Source organism: Methylobacterium sp. BI1, from assembly GCF_056680125.1.
This window is the reverse complement of record NZ_CM155267.1, coordinates 3,990,463-4,015,830: the sequence shown is the minus strand read 5'-3', so window position 1 is coordinate 4,015,830 and position 25,368 is coordinate 3,990,463. Positions and strand designations below refer to the sequence as shown.

General features: G+C 71.2%; 26 protein-coding genes and 1 tRNA gene. 15 read left to right on the top strand and 12 right to left on the bottom strand.

The features are described from left to right. Positions 1-52: 52 nt before the first annotated feature. The gene (locus tag AC1MGR_RS18970) at positions 53-1,543 is read right to left on the bottom strand and encodes an MFS transporter (protein WP_480232561.1); all 1,491 of its coding nucleotides are present in this window, start codon (positions 1,541-1,543) and stop codon (positions 53-55) included. A gap of 131 nt (positions 1,544-1,674) precedes the next feature. Between AC1MGR_RS18970 and AC1MGR_RS18965 the strand changes: the two genes are divergently transcribed. Next, positions 1,675-1,932, top strand: a complete 258-nt coding sequence (locus tag AC1MGR_RS18965; protein ID WP_480232560.1) for a hypothetical protein — start codon at positions 1,675-1,677, stop codon at positions 1,930-1,932. Here AC1MGR_RS18965 and AC1MGR_RS18960 read toward each other — a convergent pair. The 6 genes from AC1MGR_RS18960 to AC1MGR_RS18935 form a co-directional block, all read right to left on the bottom strand. Continuing rightward, a complete protein-coding gene (locus AC1MGR_RS18960; protein WP_480232559.1) occupies positions 1,916-2,998 on the bottom strand; it encodes an ABC transporter permease in 1,083 nt (360 codons plus the stop codon). The genes AC1MGR_RS18965 and AC1MGR_RS18960 overlap by 17 nt on opposite strands. Beyond that, positions 2,995-3,918 (bottom strand): ABC transporter permease, encoded by a 924-nt coding sequence (locus AC1MGR_RS18955; protein WP_480232558.1) that lies wholly within the window; start codon positions 3,916-3,918, stop codon positions 2,995-2,997. The genes AC1MGR_RS18960 and AC1MGR_RS18955 overlap by 4 nt, the downstream gene beginning before the upstream one ends. Then, a complete protein-coding gene (locus tag AC1MGR_RS18950) occupies positions 3,915-5,516 on the bottom strand; it encodes a peptide ABC transporter substrate-binding protein (RefSeq protein ID WP_480232557.1) in 1,602 nt (533 codons plus the stop codon). The genes AC1MGR_RS18955 and AC1MGR_RS18950 overlap by 4 nt, the downstream gene beginning before the upstream one ends. Positions 5,517-5,520: 4 nt before the next feature. Further along, positions 5,521-5,955: a GlcG/HbpS family heme-binding protein gene (locus AC1MGR_RS18945; RefSeq protein WP_055952868.1), complete on the bottom strand. Its 435-nt coding sequence runs from the start codon at positions 5,953-5,955 to the stop codon at positions 5,521-5,523. Positions 5,956-6,086: 131 nt separating this feature from the next. Then, positions 6,087-7,070, bottom strand: coding sequence for an alpha/beta fold hydrolase (locus AC1MGR_RS18940; RefSeq protein WP_480232556.1), 984 nt, complete (start codon positions 7,068-7,070; stop codon positions 6,087-6,089). 562 nt (positions 7,071-7,632) lie between these two features. Continuing rightward, positions 7,633-9,507 (bottom strand): ABC-F family ATP-binding cassette domain-containing protein, encoded by a 1,875-nt coding sequence (locus AC1MGR_RS18935; protein WP_480232555.1) that lies wholly within the window; start codon positions 9,505-9,507, stop codon positions 7,633-7,635. Positions 9,508-9,692: 185 nt separating this feature from the next. On the opposite strand from AC1MGR_RS18935, the gene AC1MGR_RS18930 reads away from it, so the two are divergent. The 4 genes from AC1MGR_RS18930 to AC1MGR_RS18915 are packed head-to-tail and all read left to right on the top strand — an operon-like array spanning position 9,693 to position 13,144. Then, positions 9,693-10,385: a Crp/Fnr family transcriptional regulator gene (locus tag AC1MGR_RS18930; RefSeq protein ID WP_108034322.1), complete on the top strand. Its 693-nt coding sequence runs from the start codon at positions 9,693-9,695 to the stop codon at positions 10,383-10,385. 16 nt (positions 10,386-10,401) lie between these two features. Beyond that, positions 10,402-11,490, top strand: a complete 1,089-nt coding sequence (locus AC1MGR_RS18925) for an ABC transporter ATP-binding protein (RefSeq protein WP_480232554.1) — start codon at positions 10,402-10,404, stop codon at positions 11,488-11,490. Further along, positions 11,487-12,374 (top strand): ABC transporter permease, encoded by an 888-nt coding sequence (locus AC1MGR_RS18920; RefSeq protein WP_480232553.1) that lies wholly within the window; start codon positions 11,487-11,489, stop codon positions 12,372-12,374. The genes AC1MGR_RS18925 and AC1MGR_RS18920 overlap by 4 nt, the downstream gene beginning before the upstream one ends. Beyond that, complete coding sequence (locus AC1MGR_RS18915) at positions 12,371-13,144, top strand: ABC transporter permease subunit (protein WP_480232552.1); 774 nt, start codon at positions 12,371-12,373, stop codon at positions 13,142-13,144. The genes AC1MGR_RS18920 and AC1MGR_RS18915 overlap by 4 nt, the downstream gene beginning before the upstream one ends. Before the next feature lie 25 nt (positions 13,145-13,169). On the opposite strand, the gene AC1MGR_RS18910 is transcribed toward AC1MGR_RS18915, so the two are convergent. Then, positions 13,170-15,044 (bottom strand): AsmA family protein, encoded by a 1,875-nt coding sequence (locus AC1MGR_RS18910; RefSeq protein ID WP_480232551.1) that lies wholly within the window; start codon positions 15,042-15,044, stop codon positions 13,170-13,172. Between the two features lie 393 nt (positions 15,045-15,437). On the opposite strand from AC1MGR_RS18910, the gene AC1MGR_RS18905 reads away from it, so the two are divergent. From AC1MGR_RS18905 to AC1MGR_RS18890, 4 genes are all read left to right on the top strand, one after another. Then, positions 15,438-16,166: a CoA transferase subunit A gene (locus AC1MGR_RS18905; RefSeq protein WP_480232550.1), complete on the top strand. Its 729-nt coding sequence runs from the start codon at positions 15,438-15,440 to the stop codon at positions 16,164-16,166. Positions 16,167-16,189: 23 nt separating this feature from the next. Next, entirely contained in the window at positions 16,190-16,849 is a 660-nt protein-coding gene (locus tag AC1MGR_RS18900; RefSeq protein ID WP_108034327.1) for a 3-oxoacid CoA-transferase subunit B, read from the top strand. A 144-nt stretch (positions 16,850-16,993) separates the two neighbouring features. Continuing rightward, positions 16,994-17,167, top strand: coding sequence for a hypothetical protein (locus AC1MGR_RS18895; RefSeq protein WP_181259557.1), 174 nt, complete (start codon positions 16,994-16,996; stop codon positions 17,165-17,167). A 221-nt stretch (positions 17,168-17,388) separates the two neighbouring features. Next, entirely contained in the window at positions 17,389-17,676 is a 288-nt protein-coding gene (locus AC1MGR_RS18890; RefSeq protein WP_108034328.1) for a hypothetical protein, read from the top strand. Between the two features lie 110 nt (positions 17,677-17,786). Here the strand turns inward: AC1MGR_RS18890 and AC1MGR_RS18885 are convergent, their stop codons facing one another. Then, positions 17,787-18,281, bottom strand: a complete 495-nt coding sequence (locus tag AC1MGR_RS18885) for an HD domain-containing protein (RefSeq protein ID WP_480232549.1) — start codon at positions 18,279-18,281, stop codon at positions 17,787-17,789. A gap of 210 nt (positions 18,282-18,491) precedes the next feature. Between AC1MGR_RS18885 and AC1MGR_RS18880 the strand changes: the two genes are divergently transcribed. Together AC1MGR_RS18880 and AC1MGR_RS18875 are read left to right on the top strand one after the other, a co-directional pair. Continuing rightward, positions 18,492-18,902 (top strand): hypothetical protein, encoded by a 411-nt coding sequence (locus AC1MGR_RS18880; RefSeq protein ID WP_480232548.1) that lies wholly within the window; start codon positions 18,492-18,494, stop codon positions 18,900-18,902. Positions 18,903-19,327: 425 nt separating this feature from the next. Beyond that, positions 19,328-19,681: a DUF3140 domain-containing protein gene (locus tag AC1MGR_RS18875; RefSeq protein ID WP_480232547.1), complete on the top strand. Its 354-nt coding sequence runs from the start codon at positions 19,328-19,330 to the stop codon at positions 19,679-19,681. Positions 19,682-19,757: 76 nt separating this feature from the next. On the opposite strand, the gene AC1MGR_RS18870 is transcribed toward AC1MGR_RS18875, so the two are convergent. Beyond that, positions 19,758-19,833: transfer RNA gene (locus AC1MGR_RS18870), tRNA-Ala, on the bottom strand. Positions 19,834-19,954: 121 nt separating this feature from the next. Between AC1MGR_RS18870 and AC1MGR_RS18865 the strand changes: the two genes are divergently transcribed. Together AC1MGR_RS18865 and AC1MGR_RS18860 are read left to right on the top strand one after the other, a co-directional pair. Further along, on the top strand, positions 19,955-20,257 hold the full coding sequence (locus AC1MGR_RS18865) for a YggT family protein (protein ID WP_056474884.1): 303 nt from the start codon (positions 19,955-19,957) through the stop codon (positions 20,255-20,257). Positions 20,258-20,349: 92 nt separating this feature from the next. After that, entirely contained in the window at positions 20,350-21,396 is a 1,047-nt protein-coding gene (locus AC1MGR_RS18860) for a MaoC family dehydratase (RefSeq protein ID WP_480232546.1), read from the top strand. Between the two features lie 117 nt (positions 21,397-21,513). On the opposite strand, the gene AC1MGR_RS18855 is transcribed toward AC1MGR_RS18860, so the two are convergent. Both AC1MGR_RS18855 and AC1MGR_RS18850 read right to left on the bottom strand, forming a co-directional pair. Continuing rightward, on the bottom strand, positions 21,514-22,314 hold the full coding sequence (locus tag AC1MGR_RS18855) for a TSUP family transporter (RefSeq protein ID WP_108034333.1): 801 nt from the start codon (positions 22,312-22,314) through the stop codon (positions 21,514-21,516). Between the two features lie 77 nt (positions 22,315-22,391). Next, the gene (locus AC1MGR_RS18850) at positions 22,392-22,964 is read right to left on the bottom strand and encodes a L,D-transpeptidase (RefSeq protein WP_108034334.1); all 573 of its coding nucleotides are present in this window, start codon (positions 22,962-22,964) and stop codon (positions 22,392-22,394) included. Between the two features lie 275 nt (positions 22,965-23,239). On the opposite strand from AC1MGR_RS18850, the gene AC1MGR_RS18845 reads away from it, so the two are divergent. Further along, positions 23,240-23,671, top strand: a complete 432-nt coding sequence (locus AC1MGR_RS18845; protein WP_480232545.1) for a hypothetical protein — start codon at positions 23,240-23,242, stop codon at positions 23,669-23,671. 330 nt (positions 23,672-24,001) lie between these two features. Next, a complete protein-coding gene (locus AC1MGR_RS18840) occupies positions 24,002-25,366 on the top strand; it encodes an efflux RND transporter periplasmic adaptor subunit (RefSeq protein ID WP_480232544.1) in 1,365 nt (454 codons plus the stop codon). Positions 25,367-25,368 lie beyond the last annotated feature (2 nt).

The following is a 25,368-nucleotide window of genomic DNA, read 5'->3' as shown; positions in this document are numbered from 1 at the left end:
CACCGACCATCCCCGGTGGTTTCAAGCTTTGCCGGCACCAAACGGAAGGTTCTCAGGCCGCGGCCAAAGGTTTCGAGACCTCTTCGAGAGACTTGCCCTCCGCTGCCGTGCCGAAGATCCCGCCGACCACGGCGGCCACCGCCATCAGGGTCGCGCCGATCAGGTAGCCGATCAGCACGTTGTCCCGCGACCCGGTCTCCACCAGGGCGCCGAACAGGAGCGGGCCGGAGACGCCGCCGATGCCGGTGCCGAGGGCGTAGAACACCGCGATGGCCAGCGCCCGGATCTCCAGGGGGAAGGTCTCCGCCACGGTGAGGTAGGCGGCGCTCGCGGCGGCCGAGGCGAAGAAGAACACCACCATCCAGGCTGCCGTCTGGCCCACCGGGCCGAACACGTCGATCTTGAACAGGTAGCCGGTGATTGCCAGCAGGATCGCCGAGATGCCGTAGGTGAAGGCGATCATCGGCCGGCGGCCGATGGTGTCGAACAGGCGGCCCAGCAGCAGCGGACCGAGGAAGGAACCAAGCGCGAAGGGCAGCAGGTACCAGCCGACATGGTCGCCCGGCACGTTGTAGAACCTCTGCAGCACCAGGGCGTAGGTGAAGAACAGGGCGTTGTAGAAGAACGCCTGCGCCACCATCAGGGCGAGACCGACGAACGTCTGCTTGCGGTGGCCGACCAGCATGGTGCCGAACACCTCCTTGAGGGGGGTGTGGCTGCGGGTCCGGAGCTTCATGCGCTTGCTCTCGTCGATGGGCGGCAGGATGTGGCCCTCGTCGGTGAAGCGTTTCTCGATGCCGGTGACCACGCGGTCGGCCTCGGCGACGTAGCCGTGGGTGGCGAGCCAGCGCGGGCTCTCGGGAATCCAGGTGCGCAGCAGCAGGATGATCAGGCCGATGCCGCCGCCGACGAAGAAGGCGATGCGCCAGCCCCAGGCCGGGTCGATCATGCCCGGGCGCAGCACCACGATCGACAGGAACGACCCCATCGCGGCGCCGATCCAGAACGAACCGTTGATGACGAGGTCGGTCCAGCCGCGCACGCGGGCCGGCACGAGTTCCTGGATCGTCGAATTGATGGCGGTGTACTCGCCGCCGATGCCGGCGCCGGTGAGGAAGCGGAACAGGCAGAAGCTGTAGATATTCCAGGACAGGCCGGTGGCTGCGGTGGCGGCGAGGTAGAGCGCCAGGGTGATGAAGAACAGCTTCTTGCGGCCGATGCGGTCGGTGAGCCAGCCGAAGCCCAGCGCCCCCGTGACGGCGCCGACGAGGTAGGAGCTCGCCGCGAGGCCGATGTCGAACTCGGTGAAGCTCATGGGTTCGGCCCGCAGCGCCCCCACCAGGGAGCCCGCGAGGGTGACTTCGAGGCCGTCGAGCACCCAGGTGATGCCCAGCGCCACGATGACGAGGACGTGGAAGCGCCCCCAGGGCAGGCGGTCGAGCCGGGCGGAGATGTCGGTGTCGATCACGGTCCCCATCGGGACCCGCTCCGGCGTCGTCCCCGCGCTCGCGCTGCCCCGGTCGGCCACGGCCTTGGTTGCCATCAGATCCTCGTTAACCGTGCTGTACGACAGTTGTTAACAATCCTGCGCGACGCCCGGCGGTTCCGCCAAGCTTCGCGCAAAGGTTAAGTGATCTGGGCTGAACTCGGCGTGTTCTCCCGGACGCCCTGCCGATGCCTGCCTTCCCGTTCCGCGTTTCTTCCGCCCTGGTCCTCGCCCTCATCACCCTCGGACTTCAACCCGCCGCCGCCGCCGAGGCGGGACGCGGCGCCACCGCGCACGGGCTCGATCCCTGGCGGCTCAGACCGAGCGATGCCGTGCCCCCGGAGACGGAGCCGGCGCGGGACGCCAAGGGCCGGCCGGTCTCGGAGATCCCGGAGGCGCGGCGGGTCGTCCGGGTCGTCTATCCCGGGCTCACCGGTCCCCGCTGAGGCGCGGGTCGAGGGCCTCGGCGAGGCCGTCGCCGAGCAGGTTCAGCGCCACCAGGGTGGCCACGAGGAACCCGGCGGGGGCGGCGAGCATCCAGGGCGCGGACTCGATCGCCCGCGATCCCTCGGCGATGAGGGCGCCCCAGCTCGTCGACGGTTCCTGTACGCCGAGGCCCAGGAAGGAGAGGAAGCTCTCCAGCAGGATCACCCGCGGCACCAGCAGGGTCGCCGCCACCGTCACCGGCCCGAGGGTGTTCGGCACGATGTGGCGCCGCAGGATCGCGGCGGCGGAGAGGCCCAGCGCCTCGGCCGCGCGGACGAAGTCGCGGTGGCGCAGGGACAGGGTCTGCGCCCGGGTGATCCGGGCCATGTCGAGCCACTCCACCGCGCCGATGGCGATCAGGATCAGCCCGAGCCCGGCCCGGAAGAACACCAGCAGCATGATGACGAAGAACACGAAGGGCAGGGCGTAGAGCACGTCGACCAGGCGCATCATCACCGCGTCGACCCGGCCGCCGGCATAGCCCGCCACCGCCCCGTAGGTGACGCCGATCAGGAGCGCGACGCCGGTGGCGACGAGGCCGATCAGCAGCGACACCCGGCCGGCCACGAGGCTGCGGCTGAGGAGGTCGCGGCCGAGCACGTCGGTGCCGAGGGGAAAGACCAGCCGCCGCACCGGCGCCGCGACCCTCAGGCGCCGGCCGTCCTCCGCCCGCATCAGGATCGTGACCGGACCGAACAGGTCCGAGCGGGGCAGGTAGCTCAGGACCCGCTCGTTGATCGGGCCCGGTGCCGACAGGGTGACGTGCAGGATTCCGTCCTCGACCCGGATGTCCTCGGCCGTCACCCGCATCCGGAAGGCGAGGCGCTCCACAGCCGGCGCGATCGCCTCGGGCCGCGGATGGGCCTGGAGGGAGGGCGGGGTGCGCACGAGGTCGGGATAGATCCGCCCGGGATCGTGGCCGGTGAGGGGGGGACCCGCGAGGCAGGCGAGGGCGACCAGGGCCAGCACGGCGAGGGCCGCCAGGGCGCCCCGGTTGCGGGCGAGGCGCCCGAGGACGCGCCTCACCGGGCCGCCCGCAGGCGCGGGTCGAGGAGGCCGGAGAGGAGGTCGGCCACGAGGTTCAGGAGGATGACGAAGAGGGCCACCAGCACCACGGTGCCCATCACCAGGGTGTAGTCGCGGTTGAGCGCCCCGTCGACGAAGTAGCGGCCGATGCCGGGCAGGCCGAAGATGGTCTCGACCACCACCGAGCCGGTGAGCAGGGAGGCCGCCGTCGGCCCGAGGATCGCCACCACGGGCAGCAGGGCGCCGCGCAGGGCGTGGCGGGCGATGCGGTGGGGCGGCAGGCCCATGGCGCGCTGGGTGCGGACCGGCTGCGCGGCCAGCACCTCCGTCAGGGCGGCGCGGGTGAGCCGGGCCAGCGCCCCGATCTGGGGCAGGGCCAGGGTGATGACGGGGAGCACGAGGTTGGCCGGCGCGCCGTTCTCCCAGCTGCCCACGGGCAGCCAGCGCAGGCTCAGGCCGAAGACGATCTGCAGCAGGGGCGCCACCACGAAGGTGGGCACCGCCAGCGTCAGGCCGGCGCCGAGGCCGACGAGCCGGTCGACGGCGCTGCCCCGGCGGAAGGCCGCCAGCGCGCCGATGCCGATGCCGACGACCAGGGCCAGCGCCAGGGCGAGGGCGCCGAGCGTCATCGAGACCGGCAGGCCGCGGGCGAACAGGTCGCCGACGCTGAGGTCGCGAAACGAGAAGGACGGCCCGAAATCGCCGGTGAGCAGGGCGCCGAGGTAGCGCCCGTACTGCACGACGAGCGGCTGGTCGAGGCCATAGACCCGGGCGAGGTTGGCCATGGCGGCCGGCGGCAGGGGCCGCTCCAGGTCGAAGGGCCCTCCCGGGGCGAGCCGGATCAGGAAGAAGCTCGCGGTGACCACGGCGAACAGGGTCGGGATCGCCTGGAGCAGGCGGCGCAGGACGAAGCCGATCACGCCGTCAGCCTCAGGAACCGGGTCGGGGCGGCGTTGCGCAGGTTCGGGTGGTAGCCCGAAAGGCGCGGCGCGATCAGGGCCTTCGAGCGGGTGTGCATCACCGGGATCCAGGGCAGCTCGGTGACCACGATCGTCTCGGCCGCGAAGAGGAGGTCTGCCCGCCGGGCGATGTCGCGCTCGGCCGCCGCCCGCCGCATCAGGGCGTCGTAGGCCGGGTTGCTGTAATGGCCGGGGTTGAGGCCGTCATTGCCCGTCTCCAGCAGGAACAGGAAGTTCTGCGGGTCGGAATAGTCGGCGATCCAGGACATGCGGGCCACGTCGAAGTCGCCGCCGTCGCGCAGGTAGGCGAAGTGGGTCTTGGCGTCGGTGTAGACGAAGCGGGTCTCGATCCCGATGCCGCGCCACATGTCGGCGATGGCCAGCGCGGTGTTGCGGTTGTTGTCGCTGGTGTTGAAGCGATATTCGAGCCGCAGGGGCCGGCCAACGCCGAATCCGGCCGCCGCCAGCAGGGCCCGGGCCTCGTCCTCGCGGTCGATCGGCAGGGCCTCGCGTCCTTCGGTCTCGGGCGGCGTGCGGTAATGGTCGAGGCCCGGCGGGCAGAGCGAGTAGGCCGGGTCCATGGTCTCGCCCCAGAGTTTCTGGGCCAGGAACTCGCGGTCAATGAGGAGGGAGAGGGCGCGCCGGACCCGGACGTCGTCGAAGGGCGCCTTGCGGGTGTTCACCGCGAGCGCGTAGAGGCCGAGCGAGGGGCCGAGCACCACTTCGGAGCCGAAGCGGGCCTTCAGGGACGCGATCTGGTCGCCGGGCAGGTCGGCCAGCGAATCGATCTCGCCGGCCGCGTAGCGCCGGACCGCGCTGGACAGGTCCGGCGTCGGCAGGAAGGCCACCTGCGGGATCGCCACCTCGGCCGCCGCATGGAAATACGGGTTGCGCTCCAGGGTGATGCGATCGTTCGGCACCACGTCCGCCAAGCGGTAGGGGCCGTTGGTCACGCTGTTGCCGGCCCGCGCGAAGGCGTCGCCGTGGCGGGCGACCGAGGGCGGATGCACCGGCAGCGCGGTCTGGTGCGTCAGGAGTTCGAGCAGGTACGGCGTCGGCTGCTCCAGGGTCAGCACGACGCGCCAGTCCTCGGGCGCCGCGACCCCGAGGGTTTCGAGGGGCGCCGTCCCCTGGTTCACCGCCCGGGCGTTCTTCAGGGGGAACAGGACCTCGGCGTATTTGGCCGCGGTGGCGGGGGCGAGGATGCGCCGGAGGGCGAAGACGAAATCCCCGGCGCGGACCGGATCGCCGTTCGACCAGCGCCCGTCCGGGCGCAGGGTGAAGTCGTAGGTTAGGCGATCCTCGGACAGCGTCCAGGCGGTGGCCGCACCCGGGATGATCGCGCCGTGATTGTCGTAGGTGAGCAGGCCTTCGTAGAGGTCGCGCAGGATATGCGCCTCGGCCACCGTCGAGGATTTGTGCGGGTCCAGGGTCTCCGGGTCCGCATCGTTGCCGCGCCGGTAGAGCTCGGCCGGCGCGGCCGAGGCCCGGCCGACGCCGCCGGCGGCCAGGAGCGCCGCACCGCCGACGAGCCAGTGCCGCCGATGCGGGCGCGGCATCGGTTCAGGCGCCGGTCTGCGCGGTGAGCCCCGCCGCCTCGATGCCGGCCAGCGCGCAGAGCTCGTCGTTGTCGGAGGTGTCGCCCGAGATGCCGACGGCGCCGATCACGGCCTCGCCCCGGCGGATCAGGACGCCGCCCGGCACGGGCACCAGGGCGGCCGGGCCGACGAGGTGGCTGACGGCGGCGACGAAGTAGGCCTGCTCCTCGGCGCGCTTGTGGATCGCCCGGCCGCCGAGGCCGAGGGCGAGGCAGCCATTGGCCTTGCCCATGGCCACTTCGGCGCGGCGCAGGGAAGTCCCGTCCTCGGCGCCCATCGCCTTGAGGGCGCCGCGCGCGTCGTAGACCACCACCGCCAGGGGCTTCAGCTTGTGGGCGCGGGCGGTCTCCAGGGCGGTGGCAACGATGGTCTGCGCGGCGGCGAGGGTGAGGTCGGACATCGGGGCTCCGGGTTTTTATCGAGCGGGCGTGCCCCTCGACTAACCCGGCGCGGCGCGACCGACCAGGGCCTCAACCGCCCAAGCCGCTCTAGGCAGGATTCTCGGTGCGCTTGGCGCGCCAGGCAGAGCTCTCAGCGCGCGTGGCGCGCCAGGAAGGCGTCGTAGCGGGCGGTGACCGCGCCCAGGCGCTCGAAATGCGGGAAGGCGCCCGTCTCCACTACGTCAAGGGTCCAGTTCGGATCGCCGCGGAAGCGGTCGGCGTGGCGGTAGTCGACGAAATCGCCCCGGGTGCCGTGGATCATCCAGACCGGCCGGTCGAGGCGGGGATAGACCCGGCCCGTCTCGGTGGCGAAGAGGTGCCCGGCCAGGAACGAGAAGGGCGCGAATTCGGCGCCGGGCTGGTGGGCCGAGACCTGGTCGTATTCGAGCAGGCCCTCGTCGATGCTGCGCGAGCCCCAGGTCTTCTCGAGAAAGAACCGCATGCTCGGGCGGCTGACGAGGAGGTCGAACAGCGCCCGGCCCCAGAGCGGATAGGCCGCCACCGCCCGGGCCGTGTCGCTGCCGGACGGATTGCGGCGCTCGTAGCGCTTGTCGAAACCGGTCGGGCTGATCAGCCCCAGGCTGCGGTAATCGTCGGGGCGCGCCAGGGCCGCCCGGGCCAGGAACTCGGCCGAGAGGGAGAGTGCCATCGCGTCGATGGCGCCGCCCCCGTGCCGGTGGCGGATCTCCGCCACCATGGCGTGGATCGCGTCCGTCATGAGTTCCGGCGTGTAGATCCGGTCGCTGCGCTCGGAGAAGCCGAAGCCCGGCAGGTCGAGGGCGTAGACCGGGCGCGTCCTCGCGTAATAGCGATAGAGCGGCCGGACCTCGTAGGCGTTGGCCGCCGCGTTCACGGAATGGATCAGCAGGAGCGGCACGCCCTCGGCCGGCCCATCGGCGTAGAACGACAGCCCGCCCGCATCGCTGCCCAGGCATTCCTGCCGGCCGGGGAGGGCGGGCGGCATCCGGCGACGATGGTCGATGCCGAGGCGGCTATAGGCGATCCAGGCCCCGGCGGCACCGAACGGAAGCAGCGCCAGTAAGGGCCCGAGCCGGCGGCGGGGGGCATCAGGCATCGTCGGGGTCCCTCGGGTTGCGCGGTCGGAAACGCCCCGGCGGTTTGGATGTTTCCGAGCGGCTTTGCGGTCGGTGCTGGCCCTATCGAGATCAGGGCGCGTCTCGCTTCCCTTGGGGGGAGGAGGTCTGCGTCGTGCCTCTCCACGCAAACGACGCCCCAGGACAGGGCGCGTTCCTCTCCCCCTTGTGGGGAGAGGTGAGGCGTAGGGGTGGTTCCGCCAGACGCCGCAAGTCGAGGGTCGCCCAACCACCCCCACCTCCAACTCCTCCCCACAAGGGGGAGGAGGGCCGCGTCGTGGATTTCGCGCAAACGACGCCCGAGGGCACGGCGCGTTCCTCTCCTCCTTGTGGGAGGAGGTCTGGGTCGTGCCTCTCCAGCAAACGACGCCCCAGGACAGGGCGCGTTCCTCTCCCCCCTGTGGGGAGAGGTCAGGTGTGGGGGTGGTTGGGTGACCCTCAGGCGGGGGAGGCCAGCGGAGCCACCCCCACCTCCAACGCCTCTCCACAAGGGGACGAAGGCCGCGTCCGGCCTCTGCGCGCAGCCGACGGCCGGTTCCGGCGTCAGGCCGTCGCGCCCTCGATCTCGCCGCTGAGTTCCAGCCACTCCTCCTCGGCCGTCTCCAGGGCGGCGGCGGCGTCGGCGCGCATCTTGGCGAGTTCGCCGGCCTTGGCCGGGTTGGCCTGGAAGGCGGTGCCGTCGGCGAGGGCCGCGTCGATCTTGGCCATGGCGTCGGTGAGCTTCTTCATCCGCACCTCGACGCCCTCGAGCTTCTTGCGCAGGGGGGCGAGGGCGACGCGACGATCGGCGTTGGAGCGGCGCTCCACGGCCTTGGCGCCGCCGGTGGACTCCGCCGCGCCCTTCTCGGCCTCGCGCTCCGGCCCGGCGAGGACGTAGCGGCGGTAATCGTCCATGTCGCCGTCGAAGGCCTTCACGCTGCCGTTCGAGACGAGCCAGAGCCGGTCGGCGCAGGCCTCCACCAGGAAGCGGTCGTGGCTGACGAGGATGACGGCGCCCTCGAAGTCGTTGATCGCCTCCACCAGGGCCTGGCGGCTCTCGATGTCGAGGTGGTTCGTCGGCTCGTCGAGGATCAGGAGGTGCGGGCCGCGGAAGGCCGCGAGCCCCATCAGCAGGCGCGCCTTCTCGCCGCCGGAGAGCTGGGAGACCGGCGTCTCCGACTTGGTGCCCGAGAAGCCCAGGCGGGCCGCCGCCGCGCGGGCCTTCGATTCGGGAACGTCCGGCATCAGGTCCCGGACATGGGCGTAGGCGCTCTCGGCCGGGCGCAACTCGTCGAGCTGGTGCTGGGCGAAGTAGGCGACCTCCATCTTCGAGGAGCGCCGCAGCTCGCCGCTGAGGGGTGGCAGGCGCCCACCGATGAGCTTGCAGAAGGTCGACTTGCCGTTGCCGTTGGCGCCGAGCAGGGCGACCCGGTCGTCGGGGGCGAGGCTGAGGTTGAGGCCCGAGAGCACGATCCGGTCGGGATAGCCCGCCTGCACCCGCTCCATGGCGACGATGGGCGGCGAGAGCGGCCGCTCCGGGCTCGGCAGGCGGAAGGCCGGCACGTCGTCCTCGATCACCGAGGCGATAATCTCCATCTTGGCGAGGCGCTTGACGCGGGACTGGGCCTGGCGGGCCTTGGTGGCCTTGGCCTTGAAGCGGTCGACGAAGCTCTGGAGATGCGCCCGCTCCGCGTCCTGCTTCTGCTTCGCCTTGGCCTGGAGCACGCGCTTCTCGGCCACCTGACGGGCGAAGCTGGTGTAGCCGCCCCGGTAGATGCTGAGCTTGCCCCGGTCGAGGTGCAGGATGTGGTCGACGCACTCGTCGAGGAGGTCACGGTCGTGGCTGATGATCACGGCCGTGCGCGGATAGCGCTCCAGGTAGTCGTAGAGCCAGATCGTACCCTCGATGTCGAGGTAGTTGGTCGGCTCGTCGAGCAGCAGGAGGTCGGGCTCGGAGAACAGCACCGCGGCGAGGGCCACGCGCATGCGCCAGCCGCCGGAGAAGTCGGAGCAGGGGCGGCCTTGCGCCTCCGCGTCGAAGCCGAGGCCGTGCAGGATGGCCGCCGCGCGGGCCGGCGCGGAGTGCGCCTCGATGTCCACCAGCCGGGTCTCGATCTCGGCGCGGCGCAGGCCGTCGGCGTGCTCGGCTTCGGCCATCAGGCGGGCGCGCTCGGTGTCGGCGGCCAGCACCACGGCGTGCAGGGTCTCGGGGCCGGCCGGCGCCTCCTGCGCCACCGCGCCGATGCGCATGCCCTTGGGCATCGACACCGTGCCGCCCTCGGTGGGCAACTCGCCGAGGATCGCCTTGAACAGGGTGGTCTTGCCGGCGCCGTTGCGGCCGACGAGGCCGACGCGGGCGCGGTCCGGGATGACGAAGGTGGCGCCGTCGAGGATCAGGCGCTCGCCGATGCGGTAGGTGAGGTCGTTGACGCGGAGCATGGCGCGCTTTTGCGGGGTCGGGGCCTCACTGGCAAGCGGCCGGTGCGGTGCGCGCCGCGCCGGCCCGCGCAGTTGGCGCGAAGCTCGCATCCACGCCTATCGGCAGGCGGGAAGTGCGGGACAGCTTGACCCAGGAATTGCACGGCGTATCGATCTTAAGACGAATAACCCAGGGGGCAGGACGCGTGACCACAGGACGGCTGACGACCATCCCGTTCTTCAAGGAGCCGGGAATCGAGCTGTCGGTCTACGAGACGCGCTGCCACTGGCGCCGCTTCGACGAGAACGAAGTGCTGGTCGATTACGACGACGTCTCCACCGACGTCTATTTCCTGGCCTCCGGCGAGGTGCGCATCCTCAACCGCTCGCAATCGGGCAAGGAAGTGATTCTCGGCGAGATGCGCGGCGGCGCCTTCTTCGGCGAGCTCGCGGCCCTCGACGGCATCGGCCGCTCGGCCAACGTGACGGCGCTGACCCGCGGCGAGGTCTGCGTCGTGCCCGCCCCGGTGTTCCGGCAGATCATCTTCGCCTCCGAGGCCATCGCCGACCGGCTGTTCCGCCTGCTGGCCAAGCGCGTGCGCGAACTGAACACCCGCCTGATGGAGCACGCGCTCCTCGACCTGCGGCACCGGCTCTACGCCGAGCTGCTGCGCCTCTCCGTCCCCCGTTCCGGCGGCGACGGCGAGCGGGTGGTGACGCCGCCGCCCTATCATCACGTGCTCGCCGCCCGCATCGGCTGCCGCCGCGAGCAGGTGACGCGGGAATTCACCGTCATGGCCGCCGACGGCCTGATCGACCGGACGCGCGGCGCCCTGGTGATCCGCCGGCCCGACCTCCTCGAGGCCCGCGTCGCCGAAGCGCTGCGCGAGGACAGCTGAGGGTTCGGCACCCGCGATGGCGTCGACGCACGCGCCCGGTCCGGCCGGCCTGCTGAGCTGCGCCGGCCTCGGCAAGCGCTTCGGCGCCCACGCGGCCCTGGCCGACCTCGACCTGACCCTGCAGCCCGGCGAGTTCGTCTGCCTGCTCGGCCCCTCGGGCTGCGGCAAGAGCACGCTGCTGCGCCTGATCGCCGGGTTCGAGACCCCGACCACCGGCACGATCCGCCTCGGCGGCACCGACATCACGGCCGACCCGCCGCACCGCCGGCCGGTCAACATGATGTTCCAGTCCTACGCCCTGTTCCCGCACCTGAGCGTGGCCGCCAACATCGCCTACGGGCTCAGCGGCCTCGGGCGCGCGGCGCGGGCGGCGCGGGTGGACGAGCTCCTGCGCCTCGTGCGCCTCGACGGATTCGGCCCGCGCCGGCCCGACACCCTGTCGGGCGGCCAGCGTCAGCGGGTGGCCCTGGCCCGGGCACTTGCGCGGTCCCCGCAGGTGCTCCTCCTCGACGAGCCGCTCGGCGCCCTCGACCGCGCCCTGCGGGAGGAGACGCAGGGGGAGCTGCGCGCCCTGCAGCGGCGCCTCGGCACCGGCTTCATCGTGGTCACGCACGACCCGGCCGAGGCCCTGGCCCTGGCCGACCGCATCGGCGTGATGGAGGGCGGCCGCCTCGTGCAGATCGGCGACGGGGCGAGCCTGTACGAGCGCCCGGCCAACCGCTTCGTCGCCGGCCTCCTCGGCGACGTGAACCTGATCCCGGGACGGGTGCTGGAACGCGATCCCGGCGGCCTCGCCACCCTGGACACCGCCCTCGGCCCCCTGCGCGCCCGCGGCGACGCCGCGGGGGAGGGGGTCATCGCCCTGCGGCCCGAGCGCATCGCGCTGGCCCGCGTCCCGTCCGGTGATGGGCCGGATCTCGCCGGGCAGGTGGTCGAGACGACCTATCTCGGCGATCGCATCCGCCTCCAGGTCCGTCTCGCCGACGGATCGGTCTGGCGGGTGAACGCGCCGAGCGACACCGACGCGCCCACCGTCGGGGACACCGTCCACCTGTCCTATCCGCCGGAGCGGGCCTGGCTGATGCCGGCGGCGGGATGCGCATGAAGCGCTGGCTCCCGGTCCTGCCCGCCCTCTGGCTCGCCGCCTTCGTGCTGCTGCCGGTGATCCTGACCCTGAAGATCAGCTTGTCGACGCCGGCCACCGCGCAGCCGCCCTACCTGCCGGTGCTCGACTGGAGCGCCGGGATCGAGGGCTGGGGCAGCTTCCTCGAAGCCCTCGACTTCACCAATTTCGAGACCCTGGCGGGCGACGCCCTCTATCGCGACGCCGCCCTGTCCTCCCTGACTCTCGCGGCCGTCGCCACCGCGATCCTCGCCCTGATCGGCACCCCGATCGCCCTGGCGATGGCCCGCGCGCCGGAGCGCTGGCAGCCGCGCCTCGTGGCGCTCCTGATCGTGCCGTTCTGGACGAGCTTCCTCATCCGCATCTACGCCTGGATCGCGATCCTGAAGCCCGAGGGCCTGCTCAGCGCCGGGCTGATGAAGCTCGGGCTGATCGCGCGGCCCCTGGAGATCCTGAACACCCAAGGGGCGGTGCTGATCGGACTGACCTACGCCTACCTGCCCTTCATGGTGCTGCCGCTCTACGCGGTGCTGGCCAAGGCTGATCCGCGCCTGCCCGAGGCGGCGGCCGATCTCGGCGCCGGGCCCGCCCGGGTGTTCTGGACCGTGACCCTGCCGCTCGCCCGCCCCGGGCTGACCGCCGGGGCGCTGCTCTGCTTCGTGCCGATGGTGGGCGAGTTCGTCATCCCGGACCTGCTCGGCGGCTCGGACACCCTGATGCTCGGGCGCGTGCTCTGGAGCGAGTTCTTCTCCAACCGCGACTGGCCCCTCGCCTCCGCGGTGGCGATCCTCGTGCTCGTCCTGGTGGTCGGCCCGCTGATCCTGTTCCGCGAGGACGAGGCGACCGCGAGAGAGGCCGGCCGGTGAGGGCCCTCGACCGCATCGCCCTAACGCTCGGGCTCGGCTTCCTCTACGCGCCGATCCTGATCCTGGTGATCTACTCCTTCAACGCCTCGGCCCTGGTCACGGTCTGGGGCGGGTTCTCGACCCGCTGGTACGGCGTGCTCGTCGCCGACGTCCCCTTGCGCGAGGCGGCCGGCGTCTCCCTCGTGGTGGCGCTGGCCTCGGCGGCCCTGGCCACGGCCTTCGGGACCCTCGCGGCCCTCGCCCTCGACCGGGGCGGGCGCTTCGCCGGCCGGCGGGTCTTCACCGGGCTGATCTACGCGCCCCTGGTGATGCCGGAGGTGATCACCGGTCTGTCGCTGCTGCTGCTCTTCGTCGGCCTCGGCCTCGATCGCGGGCTCCTCACCCTCGTGGTCGCGCACGCGACCCTCGGCCTCGGCTTCGTGGCGGTGATCGTCGGGGCGCGCCTGCGCGGCCTCGACCGGTCGCTTGAGGAGGCGGCCGCCGATCTCGGCGCGGCGCCGGGCCGGGTCTTTGCCACCGTCACCCTGCCGCTGATCGCCCCCTCGCTGGCGGCGGCCTTCCTCCTGGCCTTCACCCTTTCCCTCGACGACCTCGTCATCGCGAGCTTCGTCTCGGGCCCGGGGGCGACGACCCTGCCGATGCGGCTCTACAGCCAGGTCCGGCTCGGGGTGAACCCGGAGATCAACGCGGCCTCGACGCTGCTCGTCGGCACCGTCACCGCCCTCGTGCTCGCCGCCTCGTGGCTGACCGGGCGCAGGGGTGTGGCCTGAGGCGACGCGGAGAGTCGGGCGTCCGCTACGGGGCGTAGGCGCGGGCCCCGGTCGGAAGCGCCAGCCCGGCGGCGGGCACGCGCAGGGGGCTGGCCGGCGTCACCGCGCCGCCGCGCAGGTCCGGCGCGGCATCCCGGGCGAGGCTGCGCACGTCGAGATTGCCGAAGGGACCCGCGATCTGGAAGCGCATCGGCGACCGCTTCTCCGAGGCCGTCCCCCGGGCGGAGATCTCCGCGAAGGTGTCGCAGCGGCGGTCCGGCAGCGAGACGGTGCCGCGCAGGGAGGCGGCCAGGACGGTGGCCTCCATCGTGCCCTCGGTGATCTCGCCGATCCCGTCGCGGAAGCGCAGGCTCAGGGTCGCGCGCTCGAACGCCGTGCGGCCGACGCGCCGGGCCGGCATCCGGCTGCGCTGCGCCGCCTCGTTCAGGTCGAACCCGATCAGGGTGCCGCCGTCGACCGAGAGGCCCGCATGGCCGTCGAGGTGCTGCAGGAGCGCGTGCAGGTCGGCTCCCGAGCCCTCCGCCTGGAACTGACCTTGGGCCGTGCCGAGCATCCAGTTCTCGGGGCGCAGCACGTCCGGGAAGGCCGCGAGATCGAGCCGGTCGAAGGCGCCCTGGACCTTGGCGTCGGTCACCGCCGCGTCCTTGGGCGAGGTGGCGAGGGCGAGGCGACCCTTGAGGGTTCCGCCCCCCAGAGAGGCGCGGCTGAGGGAGGCCTCGATGTTCCCCTCCCGGACCAGGACGCTGGCGGCAAGGTCCTCGGTGAGGATCGGACCGAACCGGGCCGCGCCCGCCGAGATCCGCAGGTCGAGGTCGCCGCCGGTATAGGGCGCGAGGGCCAGGGCCCGCAGGCGCCAGTCGGGCGCGTCGGCGGGGGCGGCAGTAACCCCGACGGCTCTCAGCAGATCCGCCAGGAGCGGGGCGAGGTTCAGGGTCTCGGCCGCCAGGGTCGCCTGCACGGCCGGCCGGTCCCGTCCGAAGGAGACCGCCCCCGCCCCCTCCAGGCGATTGTCGCCGAAGGAGACCCGGACGTTCGGCAGCAGGAGTTCCCGACCGTTCATCTCGAAGTTGCCGGTCATGCCGAACGCCGCCACGAAGGGTGACAGGGCGACGTTGCCCCCGGCCCAGGCGAGGGTTTCCGGCAGGGACCGGGTCTCGAACTGGCCGAGCCCGGTCAGGGCCAGCCCGTCGGCCCGGACGAAACCGTTGCCCTCGGCCGTGAGCGTCCCGGCGGCCCAGTGCGCCGTCAGGGCGAAGGGCGTGGAGCCGCCGTCCAGAAGGTCGATCACCCGCAGGCCCGAGACGGAGAACCGCGTCGGCATGGCGCTCCACTGGAAGCTGCCGGAAATCTCCGCCTGGGCGCTCCAGAGCGGCCAGGACAGGGTCAGGTCGAGGTCGCGCGCGGTCTGGGGGGATCCGTCCCGGGGGTCGAGCCCGATGGCGACGGTGCGCGAGAGGCTGATCCGGCGGGGATGCGAGGCGCCGTCCGTCGCGAGCCGGCTGCCGAGGCGGCGGACGGGCTCGGACCAGCGGGTGTCGTCGGCATTCGCCGGCAGGTAGACCGTCGCCCCGTCGAGGCCGAGGGTGTTCACCTCGAGGCGCCCCGTCAGCAGGGCCAGCAGGCTGAGCTGGAGGGAGAGGGCGCCGCCCTCCGCCAGGACGGGACCGTCGACGTCGCCCGCGGCGAGGCGGACATCGCGAAAACCGAGGCGTGGCAGCGGCAGCAGGGTGACTTCGGTCGGCCCCTTCGCGGTCATGGCGAGCCCGTAGGCGCGCACGAAGTCCCGTGCCACGAAGCCCCGCAGGCGCGGCGTCGCGACCGACCAGGGCAGGCAGGCGGCCGAGAGGGCGACGACGAACGCCGCGAGGCTCATCAGGGACAGGAGGCGGCGCAGGGGCATTCCCCTCCATCCGGTGGGTGGGACGCACGGCGAACCGCGCGATCGACGATGGGATGGGCGCGCCCGGCCCCGGCAGCCGCGACGCGCGGAGGAACCGGCGACCCTCTTCTGATAGTCCCCGGCGCCCGGCTTGTCTCCCCGGGCCACGGCGACGCCCCGGCGCCATCCACCGCGCAGAGGGGTAGACCGGTCCCGCCTGCGAAACCCTCTCCGGTCCGCGCATCCGCGATCCGCGCAGGCGCCACCGTCCGGTCAAACCCGCCCGCGGACCCGGACCGGGCTGTTCCGCGCAGTGCAAAATGTAACGGCCGCACCGCGACAAGGGGTTGGCAGGACGCCGCTTTCGCGTGACGGTCGCGCCGACGAAGAACAGAACCACACAGGAGGGCATCCATGAAGAAGGTTTATCCCGACGCCACGGCGGCGCTGGCCGGCGTGCTGAAGGACGGCATGATGATCATGTGCGGCGGCTTCGGCCTCTGCGGGATTCCCGACGCCCTGATCGATGCGATCCGCGCGTCCGGGGTGAAGAACCTGACCGTGGTCTCCAACAATGCCGGCATCGACGGTGTCGGACTCGGCAAGCTCTTGGAAACCCGCCAGGTCGCCAAGATGATCTCGTCCTATGTTGGCGAGAACAAGGAATTCGCCCGGCAGTATCTCGGCGGCGAGCTCGCCATCGAGTTCAATCCCCAGGGCACCCTGGCGGAGCGCATCCGCGCCGGCGGCGCCGGCATCCCGGCCTTCTACACCAAGACCGGCGTCGGCACCCTGATCGCCGAGGGCAAGGATGTCCGCGCATTCGACGGCGAGGACTACGTGCTGGAACGCGGCCTGTTCGCGGACCTCGCCATCGTCCATGCCTGGAAGGGCGACACCGAGGGCAACCTGATCTACCGGAAGACGGCGCGGAACTTCAATCCGATGATGGCCACCGCCGCCACCATCACCGTGGCGCAGGTCGAGCACCTCGTGCAGCCCGGCGAGATCGACCCCGACACCATCATCACCCCCGGCATCTTCGTGAAGCGTATCGTCCACGTGCCGGAGCGCGAGAAGCGCATCGAGCAGCGCACCACCCGCAAACGCGGCGAGCCCGCCGTGCCGCCCGCCGCCGTCTGAGAGCCGAGCTAAGGAGAACCATCATGGCCTGGACCCGCGAACAGATGGCCGAGCGCGCCGCCAAGGAGCTGCAGGACGGCTTCTACGTGAACCTCGGCATCGGCATCCCCACCCTCGTGTCGAACTACATCCCGGACGGGATGTCGGTGCAGCTGCAATCCGAGAACGGCATGCTCGGCATGGGCCCCTTCCCCTACGAGGGCGAGGAGGACGCCGACCTGATCAATGCCGGCAAGCAGACGATCACCGCGCTGCCCACCACCAGCTACTTCTCCTCGGCCGAATCCTTCGGGATGATCCGGGGCGGGCACATCAACCTGTCGATCCTGGGCGCCATGCAGGTGGCCGAGAACGGCGACCTCGCCAACTGGATGATCCCGGGCAAGATGGTGAAGGGCATGGGCGGCGCCATGGACCTCGTGGCCGGCGTCAAGAAGGTGGTGGTGGTGATGGAGCACACCGCCAAGGGCAAGGACGGCTCGGAGAGCCCGAAGCTGCTCCAGGCCTGCGACCTGCCGCTCACCGGCACCCACGTGGTCGACATGGTCATCACCGATCTCGGCGTCTTCACCATCGACAAGAAGGGCGACGGGGGCATGGCCCTGGTCGAGCTCGCCGAGGGCGTCACCGAGGACGAGGTCCGGTCGAAGACCACCGCCCGCTTCACCACGAAGCTCGCCTGAACGGCGCGGCCCGGGTGGCGCCTCCCCGCCCGCGCCACGAAAACCCGCCCGGCCCCGGCCGCGGCGGGTTTTTGCCGACCAAAGGGTCCCCGTCGGCCTGCGTCGCCCTACCGTAAGGCAGAGGTCCATACGGGAGCGCGCGACATGGCAGTGGTATCCAAGACGGTGATGGAAGAGGGCAAGGCGGCCAAGCAAGCCGGCCAGCCGGATTCCGCCAACCCCTATCCGGCCGGCTCGCAGAACAGCGCGGACTGGCTCGAAGGCTACACCTACGACGAGGCCGAGCAGAACACCGACCGGGCCGAGAGCGACACCTGAGCGACAGGCGGGGGCCGGCCGGGGCCGGCTCCCGCAGTCGTGGCCGTCTGAACGGTCCGAAACCGAAGGCGCCGCCTATCAGCTCGACAGTCGAGCGTCCGCGAGATCGGCGGTGTCACAGGATCAGGCATCGGCGGGCATCGCATCGAGAAAGAAATTGAACAATTTATCGTGGACTCGCGTTGGTTGACCAGAGAATGACAACTGGGAGACACCGCAGCATGTCTATCAAGACCCTGGCCTTCGCCGGCTCGATTGCCCTGGCCCTCACCGGCACTGCCTTCGCGCAGACCACGACCGGTACCGAGCGCAACATGAACAATCCGGGCAGCGTGAAGAGCAACAGCGAGAAGTCGATGGACCGGATGGGCGCGCCCGCCACCACGGGTTCGACCATGGCACCCGCTGGTACGTCCGGCGGCCCGAGCACCGCGACGGTCGGCGCCCCCGGCGGCAGCACCGGCGGCAACGGCGTGACCGGCAGCGGCGCAGCCCCCAGCGGCAAATAAGCTTCGGATAGCAAGTAAGCTTACAGCAGCCAATGTGAGCGTGCGGGGTTCCCGAGAGCCCTGTACGTCGCGAGCTCCGCAGCCCCGCTGCGGGGCTTTTCACATGGCGGTTACGGGCCGGTGTAGCCGAGCGCCGCGGCGGCGGCCTTCAGACAGGCGAACGCCTCCGCGTAGCGTGCTCGCCGGGCCTCGCCGTCGGCCAGCGTCCGGTCGGGGCTGAGATTGTCCTCCGTGTCGGACATCTTGATCAGCATCGCCCCGAGATGGTCCTTGGCGATGAGCGCCGCGATGCGCGCGTCGTAGGGCACCGGTTCCGCCGGCTTCGTCAGCATCACCACCATGGCGACCACCGCCTCGGAGAAGCCCTCGGCCCGCAGGGCGATCGGCATGGTCGGGGTGTCCTCGAGGACGTCGTGCAGGATCGCGGCCTGCATCACCTCCATCGGCTCGACGGCGAGGCGGTCCACCGATTTCGCGTGCCCCGCCCGGCCGACCGCCGCGTTGGCAACCCGCTCCAGGTGGCGGATGTAGGGTTGCCCGCCCTTATCGATCTGCCCCGCATGCGCGATCATCGCGAAGCTGTGGGCCTCGAAGATGGATGCCATGCCGCGCGTTCCTCTCCGGCCGGACCTGCCGGCCCGGTAGACCATTCCGCCGGGCGATCCACAAGCGCGGCCGCACGGCAGGGCCTCGGCCCGGAAACGGGACGCCGCCGGCCGGTAACGTTAGCTGCCCGTTAAGCCGAACCGTCGAAATCAGGGGATGTGCCGGGCTGTTCGCCCGGCCCTTCGAGTGCAGCGTGAGGACAGTGGCGTATGGGCAGCGTTCCGGCGACGATGGACAATGTGGTCCCCTTCCGACGCGCCCTCCGTCCCCAGGCATCGGCGGCGACGCCGGCGCCCCACGGCGGCCTCGCGGCCCGGCGCAGCGAGCAGCGCGCCCTGATGGATTCGGTCTATGCCACGGGCAGCCTGTCCGTGGCGGCGGGCGACCGCGAGACCAAGCTGATCGCGGCCCGGCTCCAGGTCTACGGCTTCGTGCTGATCGAGGAGATCGGGGCCGACGGCACGCCCCGGCGCCTGCGCCCGTCCGAGGCGATCCGCGCCCGGACCGAGTCGCCCTGGCGCCTCTCGAAGGCGAGCTACGGCGCGGGCGCCGGCCTCGCGGTCACCATCCCGGCCGTCGACGACTTCCTGTTCGACCAGCCCGCCGACCGTCCGGCCTGAAGGGGGCCTGCACGCGGCTGTGGCCGGCGGGAGACATCGGCAATTTCCTCGTCGTACCCGCAGTTCTGATCATCGAATTCTAAGGCTGGGCGTGAGATGAAGGTTCTCGTTCCACTCCCGGCCATACCGCCATGCTGTCCGCCTCAGAAAACATCGTCATCCAGCACCGTGAGATCGTCGCCGTCCTGGTGACGTACGGGATATTCCTGGCCGGCGTGATGGGCGTGGCTTGGTTGATCGCGTAGGCGCGGCCCGGTTGATCGCGTCGGCGCGGCCCGGTTGATCGCGTCGGCGCGGCCCGGTTGATCGCGTCGGCGCGGCCCGGTTGATCGCGTCGGCGCGGCTCAGCGGACGCGCCGTCGCGGGGCCGGAACCCCGCGGGTTTCGCCCCGGTTTCCCGCCCGATCATTCCGGGAGCGAACCGCATGGCAGACAAGGGCGACGACCACGCCGAAACCTACAAGGCGTTCCACGAGGCCGTGAACATGACGGCGGCCAAGCTCGATGCCTTCCTGAAGACCGACGAGAGCCAGTCGGTCGGCCAGAAGAAGGACGGCGGCGAGGCGACCGGCCACCGCGAGGGGCGGCATATCGTCGAGCTCCTGCGCACCAAGAAGACCGACCTCACCGACGACGACTACGCCCACATGGCCAAGGTCGTCGGCTACGTGCACCGTCACCTGAAGCAGGGCGGTCCGAAGGACGCCGACGCGGTGGAGGATTCCCCCTGGCGCCTGTCGCTGATGAACTGGGGACACGATCCGCTGAAGGATGGCTGAATCCGGCCCGGAGCGGGCTCGGCATCAGGTCGTTTCGCGTGTCGTGAAAACCACCGGCCGTCCCCTTGGGGAAACCTGGTGGAGCTGAGCGGGATCGAACCGCTGACCTCCGCAGTGCGATTGCGGCGCTCTCCCATCTGAGCTACAGCCCCGTTCCGGGGTGGCGGCCTTTTAGGCTCGCACACGCCGACCTGTCAATTCCAGAAATCCTGCAGCTTTGCGTGCGCGTGATGCGTCCCGCGGGCGCGGGCCACGAGGACATCGTTTCCGCGCATGAACGCCTTCATCTGGCTCTTCGACACCGTCGTGCAGCTCTACATCTACGTCCTGATCGCCAGCGCCGTCCTGAGTTGGCTCGTGGCGTTCAACGTGGTGAATGTCCGCAACCCGATCGTGTCGCAGATCGGCGAGGTGCTCTACCGCCTCACCGAACCGGTGCTGCGCCCGATCCGCAACATTCTGCCCAACCTCGGCGGCGTCGATCTTTCGCCGATCGTGCTCGTGCTGCTGCTGCTGTTCGCCAGCCGGCTCCTCCACGAATTCGTGCCGACGCAGACCTACGTCTACACCCGCTGACCGGACGGGTTTTCGAGGGGCGGGACGCAACGACGGCCCGCCCGACACAAGAAACGAACGCGCCACCGCGCCGCCCTGGGGACGAGACCGTCATGAAGACCAATCCCGGCCGCTTCTTCGAGGATTATCGCCTCGGGGAGACCATCCGACACGCCACGCCGCGCACGGTCACCCTCGGCGACGTGGCGCTCTACACCGCCCTCTACGGCCCGCGCTTCGCCGTGCAGTCCTCGGACGCCTTCGCGCGCGCCATCGGCTACCCGCAGAGCCCCCTCGACGACCTGCTGACCTTCCACGTGGTCTTCGGCAAGACCGTGCCGGACATCTCCCTCAACGCGCTGGCCAATCTCGGCTACGCCGAGGGCGGCTTCCGCCGGCCGGTCTATCCGGGCGAGACCCTCTCGACCGTGTCGGAAGTCATCGGCCTGAAGGAGAGCTCGAACCGCCAGACCGGCGTGGTCTACGTGCGCTCCACCGGCTCGGACGCCAACGGCGAGACCGTGCTGAGCTACTGCCGCTGGGTGCTCGTGAAGAAGCGCGACCCCGACGCCCAGATCACCCAGGAGCACGTGCCGACCTTCGCCAAGGTGGTGGACCCGGCCGACCTCGCCGGCGCCCTGCCGCCCCTGAACCCGGGCGCCTACGATGACGAACTCGCCGGTTCGCCCCACCGTTTCGGCGACTACGTGGTCGGCGAGAAGATCGACCACGTCGACGGCATGACCGTCGAGGAGGCCGAGCACCAGATCGCCACGCGCCTTTACCAGAACACCGCCAAGGTGCATTTCGACGGCTACGCCGCGAAGGACACCCGCTTCGGCCGGCGCCTGATCTACGGCGGCGTCGTGATCTCCCTGGCCCGGGCCCTGAGCTTCAACGGCCTCGGCAACGCCTTCGCGCTGGCGGGCATCAATGCCGGCCGCCACGTCGCCCCGCTCTTCGCCGGCGACACGGTCTATGCCTGGAGCGAGGTGCTGGAGACCGCAGAGCTCCCCGGCCGCACCGATATCGGGGCGCTCCGCCTGCGCACGGTGGCCACCAAGAACCAGCCCTGCGGCAACCACCCCGACAAGGTCGGCGACGCCTACGAACCGTCGGTGATCCTCGATCTCGACTACTGGGCCTTCATGCCGCGCTAGCGCTTCGACCCGGCCCTTCGCGCGACGGGCCGGATGAACCTGCCCGGCTGGAATCGAAGGCGGATACCACGCGGGGTCGGCGCTCTTGCATCGCGGGCGATGCGGTCGGGGCGGCGGTCAGCCCCCGAACAGCCCCATCACGGTCCGACGCAGCGGGTTGGCCGGGTCGGAGAGGAGGCGCAGCGCCATCAGGCACGCGATCGTCACGAGAAGCGGGCGGATCAGCCGGGCGCCCATGCGGATCGCCAGGCGGGAGCCGATCTGCGCGCCGATGAAGGCGCCCACCGCCATCATCAGGCCGATCGCCCAGACCACGTGGCCGCCCAGGGCGAACAGCGCGAGGCTGCCGAGATTGCTCGCGGCGTTGGCGAGCTTGGTGTGGGCGGTGCCCTTCACCACGCCGAGCCCCAGCAGGGTCACGAAGCCGATCATGTAAAAGGCGCCGGCGCCGGGGCCGAAGACGCCGTCGTAGAAGCCCACCGCCGGCGCCCAGGTCAGGGCAAACCAGTTCGGGGAAATCCGCGCGGTGGCGTCCTCGTTGCTCATGCGCTTGGCGGTCGCGAAGTAGATCGCGATGGCCACGAGGAGGATCGGCACCGCGGCGTCGAGGACGGCGCGCGGCAGCAGGCTGACGCAGAGCGCCCCCGCCACCGAGGCGCAGCCGGCGCTCACCGCGATCTTCCAGGCGTCGGGCCAGTGGATCAGGCGGCGGCGGGCGAAGGCGAGGGTCGAGGAGACCGCACCGGCGCTGCCCTGGAGCTTGTTCGTGGCGATCGCCGAGACGGGATCGAGTCCGGAGAGCAGCAGGGCCGGCAGGGTCAGGAGGCCGCCGCCGCCCGCGATCGCGTCGACGCAGCCGGCCGCGACCGCAACCGCGAACAGGCCCGCGATCAGGCCGATATCCACCCCGAAGATCATCCCGTCCTCACGTCAGAATCCAGTGAGGGCCGACTGGAGGCGGAATGGAGATCGCGGGGAGGCGCCGGGCAGGCGCCTCAGTTGCGGACGACGACCCTGGTCCCGACCTTGGCGCGGTCGTAGAGGTCGACCACGTCCTTGTTGGTCATGCGGATGCAGCCCGACGAGACCGCGGCGCCCATGGTCTCGGGCTCGTTCGAGCCGTGGATGCGATAGAGCGACGAGCCCAGATAGAGCGCGCGGGCGCCCAGCGGGTTGTCCTGGCCGCCGGCCATGAAGCGCGGCAGGTCGGGGCGGCGCGCCAGCATCTGCGACGGCGGACGCCAATCCGGCCATTCCTTCTTCATGGTGACGCGCTTCTCGCCGGACCAGGAGAAGCCCTGGCGGCCGACGCCGACGCCGTAGCGCACGGCCTGGCCGCCGCCGAGCACGTAGTAGAGCCGGCGCTGGCTGGTGGAGACCACGATGGTGCCGGGCTTCTCCGCGCCCTTCCAGGCAACGGTCTCGCGCGGGATCGCCTGCTCCTTGAAGATGTTCATGAAGTCGGCGATCGGCCCGCTGTCGAACGGGTTTCCGGCGAAGGCCGGTCCGGTCGATACGGTCAGGGCCGCCGCGAGGGCGGATGCGGCGAGAACGCGGCGCGTCTGCATGGTCTCTCCTCCAGCCGAGAGCCGGCAAAGGGCGGGCGCGAAGACCCGGCTTTCCCGGAGGCCTGTGGTCGGGGGCGAGAGCCTTGGCGCGATGGAGGAGGGGGGTCAACCGCGCCGGCACCGAACGCAGCACCCCTGTGTGATCCCGGCAACGCCCCTGGGCCTGGCGCCACCGCGGGCGCGTCGGACCGGGCGCGTCGAACCGTGCGTCAGGACACCTGACACAATGCCGCAGGAACTTGCGGCCAAGCCCGCCTGCCCCCAGACTCGGAGCGGTGAGACCCAACGCTGTCCATATCGCACGCGCCGCCCAGGCGGCTTCGCGCGTACCTGCACCGGCCCCGCCCTCGGCGGCGCGCCCGGTCGTGCACGCCGTCGGCGTGGCGGCGTCCGGTCTCCTCGCGCTCCTGCTGCTCGTCTGCGCCGTCCTGCCCCTGCTGCGGATGGCAGGGGACGTCCCGCACGGCTTCGCCCACCAGGCGGTGCTGTCTCAGGCCTCGCTGCCCGAGAACCGGGACACGACGCTGCGCGTCTCGGCCGCGATGGTCGACCTCGACGACAGCTACGGCAGCGTCGCGACCCTACGGATTCCGGGCGCGACGAAGCACCGGGCGGATCGCCTCGCGCTGCCGCGCATCCTGCCGGTCCTGGCGACCCGCGCGGTCGCCCCCCTCGAGCGTCCTCCCAGGCTCGCCCTCTCGGCCTGACGGTCTGTCGCCCTCCGGCGCGCACGGCATTCGACCGCACTTTTTCGCGTTGAATACAACCTGTGTCGTCGGAACGCCCAGATTGTCGGGCATCTCCGGAATCGTCATCGGACGATTCGGACCGGGTCCGAGCGATGCGACCCGCGCCGCAGCGGCGTGGGCGACGCCTCCGCACCTGTCACCGCCCCCACCGTGCCCGGCCATGCGACATGGCCCGGCGCTTACCATGGCCCGGACCGCTCGCAGCGGCGGGGCCCTGGACCCTGAACGCGGCGATGCCGGCCCCGCCACGCGGGCCATCCGCCAGAATCTCGCAGGAGCGACGCGATCGTGACGTCTTACAACCACCGCCTGTTCGGGGCCCGGCCGACCGCGCTCGCCGCGGGCGTCGTCCTGGTCGCACTCTCGGCCTGCAATCAGAAGCAGCAGGCCGCGGCGCCGGTTCCGGGACCGATCCCCGAGGTCAACATCGTGACCGTCCGCGAGCAGCCGATCCCCTACGTCCGGGATCTGCCGGGCCGCGTGGCTCCCCTGCGCATCGCCGAAGTCCGCTCGCGCGTCTCCGGCCTCGTCGTGAAGCGCACGTTCGAACAGGGCAGCCTCGTGAAGGAAGGCGACCTCCTGTACAAGATCGACCCGGCCCCCTTCGAGGTCGAGCTGCAGAGCGCCGAAGCCGCGCTCGCCCGTACGGAGGCCGCCCAGGTCCTCACGGGCCAGCAGGCCGACCGCCTGGAGCAGCTGCTCTCGCGCCAGACCGCGAGCCAGGCCCAGTACGACAGCGCCTATGCCGCCCTGAAGCAGGCCGAGGCCGAGGTGGCCGGCGCCAAGGCGGCCCGCGACCGGGCCAAGCTCAACCTCAGCTGGACCGACGTCCGCGCGCCCATTTCCGGCCGCATCGGCCGCGCGCTCCTCACCGAGGGCACGCTGGTGGAGCAGGGCGGCGCCGCCAACCTCGCCACCATCCAGCAGCTCGACCCGATCTACGTCGACATCACCCAGTCGGTGGGCGAGCTGAACAAGCTGCGCCGCGACCTCGCCAGCGGCGAGCTCTCGCGTCTCTCGGCCGACACCGCCAACGTCCACCTCATCATGGACGACGGTACGCTCTACGGCTCGGCCGGCAAGCTGCTGTTCTCCGACGTGACCGCCGACCCGAGCACCGGGCAGGTCACCCTGCGCGTGCTGTTCCCGAACCCGCACGACGAGCTCTTCCCCGGCATGTACGTGCGCGCGCGCATCAAGCAGGGCATCGACACCGACGCCTTGGCGGTGCCGCAGCAGGCGATCCAGCGGACCAGCGACGGCAAGGCCGAGGTCTGGGTGGTGCGCGAGGACAGCAAGGTGATGCTGCAGCCCGTCGAGGTCGGCCCGGTGGTCGACAACCAATGGGTGATCCGGTCCGGCCTCAAGGCGGGCGACCGCGTCGTCGTCGAGGGCGTCCAGAAGATCGTCGCCGGCCAGCAGGTCAAGACCATCGAGCCCAAGACCGCCGCCCTCGACCACGAGCCGAAGCCGCGGGACACCGACACCGCCGATGCCGTCGCGGAGGCCACGCCGGGCCAGCCCAAGGCCGACGCGGCCAAGGGCGAGGCAGCGAAGGGGGATGCCGCCAAGACCGACGCGGCCAAGACCGACGCAGGCAAGACCGACTCACAGAAGCCCGGTGTGGCCAAGCCCGTCTCACAGGTGCGCTGAAC

Bases quoted from the DNA above. Each gene is read 5' to 3' on its own strand.
- AC1MGR_RS18855 (WP_108034333.1), bottom strand. From the start codon at position 22,314: ATGATCTTCGGGGTGGATATCGGCCTGATCGCGGGCCTGTTCGCGGTT.
- AC1MGR_RS18910 (WP_480232551.1), bottom strand. From the start codon at position 15,044: ATGCCCCTGCGCCGCCTCCTGTCCCTGATGAGCCTCGCGGCGTTCGTC.
- AC1MGR_RS18950 (WP_480232557.1), bottom strand. From the start codon at position 5,516: ATGCCGCGCCCGCATCGGCGGCACTGGCTCGTCGGCGGTGCGGCGCTC.
- AC1MGR_RS18895 (WP_181259557.1), top strand. From the start codon at position 16,994: ATGGCAGTGGTATCCAAGACGGTGATGGAAGAGGGCAAGGCGGCCAAG.
- AC1MGR_RS18945 (WP_055952868.1), bottom strand. From the start codon at position 5,955: ATGTCCGACCTCACCCTCGCCGCCGCGCAGACCATCGTTGCCACCGCC.
- AC1MGR_RS18890 (WP_108034328.1), top strand. From the start codon at position 17,389: ATGTCTATCAAGACCCTGGCCTTCGCCGGCTCGATTGCCCTGGCCCTC.
- AC1MGR_RS18970 (WP_480232561.1), bottom strand. From the start codon at position 1,543: ATGGCAACCAAGGCCGTGGCCGACCGGGGCAGCGCGAGCGCGGGGACG.
- AC1MGR_RS18920 (WP_480232553.1), top strand. From the start codon at position 11,487: ATGAAGCGCTGGCTCCCGGTCCTGCCCGCCCTCTGGCTCGCCGCCTTC.
- AC1MGR_RS18885 (WP_480232549.1), bottom strand. From the start codon at position 18,281: ATGGCATCCATCTTCGAGGCCCACAGCTTCGCGATGATCGCGCATGCG.
- AC1MGR_RS18900 (WP_108034327.1), top strand. From the start codon at position 16,190: ATGGCCTGGACCCGCGAACAGATGGCCGAGCGCGCCGCCAAGGAGCTG.
- AC1MGR_RS18925 (WP_480232554.1), top strand. From the start codon at position 10,402: ATGGCGTCGACGCACGCGCCCGGTCCGGCCGGCCTGCTGAGCTGCGCC.
- AC1MGR_RS18905 (WP_480232550.1), top strand. From the start codon at position 15,438: ATGAAGAAGGTTTATCCCGACGCCACGGCGGCGCTGGCCGGCGTGCTG.
- AC1MGR_RS18940 (WP_480232556.1), bottom strand. From the start codon at position 7,070: ATGCCTGATGCCCCCCGCCGCCGGCTCGGGCCCTTACTGGCGCTGCTT.
- AC1MGR_RS18875 (WP_480232547.1), top strand. From the start codon at position 19,328: ATGGCAGACAAGGGCGACGACCACGCCGAAACCTACAAGGCGTTCCAC.
- AC1MGR_RS18860 (WP_480232546.1), top strand. From the start codon at position 20,350: ATGAAGACCAATCCCGGCCGCTTCTTCGAGGATTATCGCCTCGGGGAG.
- AC1MGR_RS18865 (WP_056474884.1), top strand. From the start codon at position 19,955: ATGAACGCCTTCATCTGGCTCTTCGACACCGTCGTGCAGCTCTACATC.
- AC1MGR_RS18935 (WP_480232555.1), bottom strand. From the start codon at position 9,507: ATGCTCCGCGTCAACGACCTCACCTACCGCATCGGCGAGCGCCTGATC.
- AC1MGR_RS18880 (WP_480232548.1), top strand. From the start codon at position 18,492: ATGGGCAGCGTTCCGGCGACGATGGACAATGTGGTCCCCTTCCGACGC.
- AC1MGR_RS18965 (WP_480232560.1), top strand. From the start codon at position 1,675: ATGCCTGCCTTCCCGTTCCGCGTTTCTTCCGCCCTGGTCCTCGCCCTC.
- AC1MGR_RS18850 (WP_108034334.1), bottom strand. From the start codon at position 22,964: ATGCAGACGCGCCGCGTTCTCGCCGCATCCGCCCTCGCGGCGGCCCTG.